This window comes from Thomasclavelia sp., from assembly GCF_047249845.1.
GTDB lineage: Bacteria > Bacillota_I > Bacilli_A > Erysipelotrichales > Coprobacillaceae > Thomasclavelia.
In genome coordinates, this window is sequence record NZ_JBKTWO010000179.1 from 1 (window position 1) to 1,648 (window position 1,648).

General features: G+C 31.4%; 1 protein-coding gene. It reads right to left on the reverse strand.

All coding sequences use genetic code 11. From position 1 onward, the window contains the following. Nucleotides 1-3: 3 nt before the first annotated feature. On the reverse strand, nucleotides 4-1,341 hold the full coding sequence (locus tag ACLR9T_RS14560) for a PTS sugar transporter subunit IIC (RefSeq protein WP_412874658.1): 1,338 nt from the start codon (nucleotides 1,339-1,341) through the stop codon (nucleotides 4-6). Nucleotides 1,342-1,648: the final 307 nt, after the last annotated feature.

The following is a 1,648-nucleotide window of genomic DNA, read 5'->3' on the forward strand; positions in this document are numbered from 1 at the left end:
CTGTTAATCAGCACTCTTTACCTCCTCATTTGCTAATAACTGTTTATCATATGCTTTAATGAACGGTAAAGCAATAATAATATCTAAAATCAATAACGCTAACCAAACAAGTATAGACTTAGGATCCATAGATGCCAACCATGCTTGAAGTGGTCCTGGTACTGTAAAAGGCAATGTCACAAAGAATTTTCCTAAAAAGCCACTATCCATTAAAAAATAAACAATTGCAAAATTTAAATTATTACAAATTAAGAATGTAATGAGTGTAAATGGATTTAAAACTGTTGGTAATCCAAAGATTAAAGGTTCATTAATATTAAAGAATGCTGGAACAGATGCAATTTTACCAATTGACTTTGCTTGTGAAGATTTGCAGAAAACAATAACAACAATAACAACTGCAAAATATGATATCCATCCACCATAAACACCATTAACTGCTCCTGCAAAAATACTAGGTAATTCTTTACCAGCAGCATAAGCTTCTGCATTTAAAGTTAATCCTAAAGTTGTTAGTGGTGTTGTCACAATACCAACCATATTCCCACCATGAATACCAAAGAACCAAAATGTTGTCGTTAAAACATTGATTAATAAAATTGATGGTAATGATCCTGTTGCTGAAATTAATGGTTGGAATGCTGCATAGATCAATCCAGGAATACCAGTTCCAAATGCTGAAGTACACAAAATGTTTAAAACCATAAAGAAAATCAAATTAAAGATTCCTGGAATCAATACATTAAATGGTGCAGCCACATTAGGTGGTACTGAAGATGGTAATTTAATAACTAAATTTTTCTTAATAAATAAGTGATTAATTTCAATAACGGCTAATGCAATAACAATAGCTGTAAACATTCCTGAAGCACCTAAATTTGTTAATGGAATTGCTGTGACACTTGTCTCTCCAGATGCAAATGCCTGTGGTACCCCTGAAATACATAAGAAAACTAGCAAAGCAGAGATAACATTTGAAATAGCATCCATTTTATATGTTTTACATAATTGATATGAAACACCTAAAACGACATAAATAGAAATTGCTCCAATAGTTAAATAATATGGAGTCAGTAATGTGCCAGCATTTGCTGCTGCCCAATCACGCCACATACATAAAAATGAGAAAAAGAAGTTTGTTGGTTGCATTGTTGCATTAACAGGTGGTTGAGCCAAAAGAATAGCAAACCCTCCAATAATTGTAACGGGAACCAAAACAGTTAATCCATCACGAACTGATGCTAAATGTTTTTGTTGTGATATCTTTGTTGCAACTGGTACAACATATTTTTCTAATAATTCTTGGAATTTAGCCATAAACCCCTTATTTGTTGTTTCCATAAGTTTCCTCCCTTATCATATGTCATTTTTGTTAACCGGTTTCATTTGACATAAATAGTATATCATTTTATGAATGGTTATGCAAGAAAAATATTTATATTTTGAATATTCTTTCATTTTATATTAAAATATGCTATACTTTATTTGGAGGTACTTACTATGAAAATTGGTTATCATAAATATAAAATTACACCTACTGGTGCTGTCCATATGGCTGGATATGGACGCCAGAAAAAATCAACAGGCATTCTTGATCCTATAGAAATCAATACATTAGTGATATCTATTCAAAATCAATTCTTTATTC

Coding starts and splice junctions, on each gene's coding strand:
- ACLR9T_RS14560 (WP_412874658.1), bottom strand. CDS start 1,341: ATGGAAACAACAAATAAGGGGTTTATGGCTAAATTCCAAGAATTATTA.